This window comes from Citrobacter sp. S-77 (genome assembly GCF_963864895.1).
In the GTDB taxonomy this organism is placed as follows: Bacteria; Pseudomonadota; Gammaproteobacteria; order Enterobacterales; family Enterobacteriaceae; genus Citrobacter; species Citrobacter murliniae.
The window spans coordinates 1-780 of record NZ_CAWLWU010000011.1 but is presented as its reverse complement, the minus strand read 5'-3'; the positions used below and the strand labels follow the sequence as shown (position 1 = coordinate 780).

Annotated in this window: 2 protein-coding genes and 1 pseudogene; all 3 read left to right on the top strand. The window is 56.8% G+C overall.

Features of this window, described 5'->3' with window-relative positions; all coding sequences use genetic code 11:
• Nucleotides 1-346: terminase gpA endonuclease subunit (locus AACS05_RS24780; RefSeq protein ID WP_045438272.1), on the top strand; the 346-nt coding region annotated here is incomplete at its 5' end.
• Nucleotides 347-354: 8 nt separating this feature from the next.
• Nucleotides 355-549, top strand: a pseudogene (locus AACS05_RS24775) (phage head-tail joining protein); the annotation flags it as partial.
• A partial coding sequence (locus tag AACS05_RS24770) for a phage portal protein (protein WP_045438263.1) occupies nucleotides 546-780 on the top strand: 235 nt, incomplete at its 3' end. The pseudogene AACS05_RS24775 and the gene AACS05_RS24770, both read left to right, overlap by 4 nt.

The following is a 780-nucleotide window of genomic DNA, read 5'->3' as shown; positions in this document are numbered from 1 at the left end:
CCGCTTCACACTGACGCCGGAAGGGGATGAACCGCTTCCCGGTGCCGTTCACTTCCCGAATAACCCGGATATTTTTGATCTGACCGAAGCGCAGCAGCTGACTGCTGAAGAGCAGGTCGAAAAATGGGTGGATGGCAGGAAAAAAATACTGTGGGACAGCAAAAAGCGACGCAATGAGGCACTCGACTGCTTCGTTTATGCGCTGGCGGCGCTGCGCATCAGTATTTCCCGCTGGCAGCTGGATCTCAGTGCGCTGCTGGCGAGCCTGCAGGAAGAGGATGGTGCAGCAACCAACAAGAAAACACTGGCAGACTACGCCCGTGCCTTATCCGGAGAGGATGAATGACGCGATAGGAAGAACTTGCCGCTGCCCGTGCGGCACTGCATGACCTGATGACAGGTAAACGGGTGGCAACAGTACAGAAAGACGGACGAAGGGTGGAGTTTACGGCCACTTCCGTGTCTGACCTGAAAAAATATATTGCAGAGCTGGAAGTGCAGACCGGCATGACACAGCGACGCAGGGGACCTGCAGGATTTTATGTATGAAAACGCCCACCATTCCCACCCTTCTGGGGCCGGACGGCATGACATCGCTGCGCGAATATGCCGGTTATCACGGCGGTGGCAGCGGATTTGGAGGGCAGTTGCGGTCGTGGAACCCACCGAGTGAAAGTGTGGATGCAGCCCTGTTGCCCAACTTTACCCGTGGCAATGCCCGCGCAGACGATCTGGTACGCAATAACGGCTATGCCGCCAACGCCATCCAGCTGCATCAGG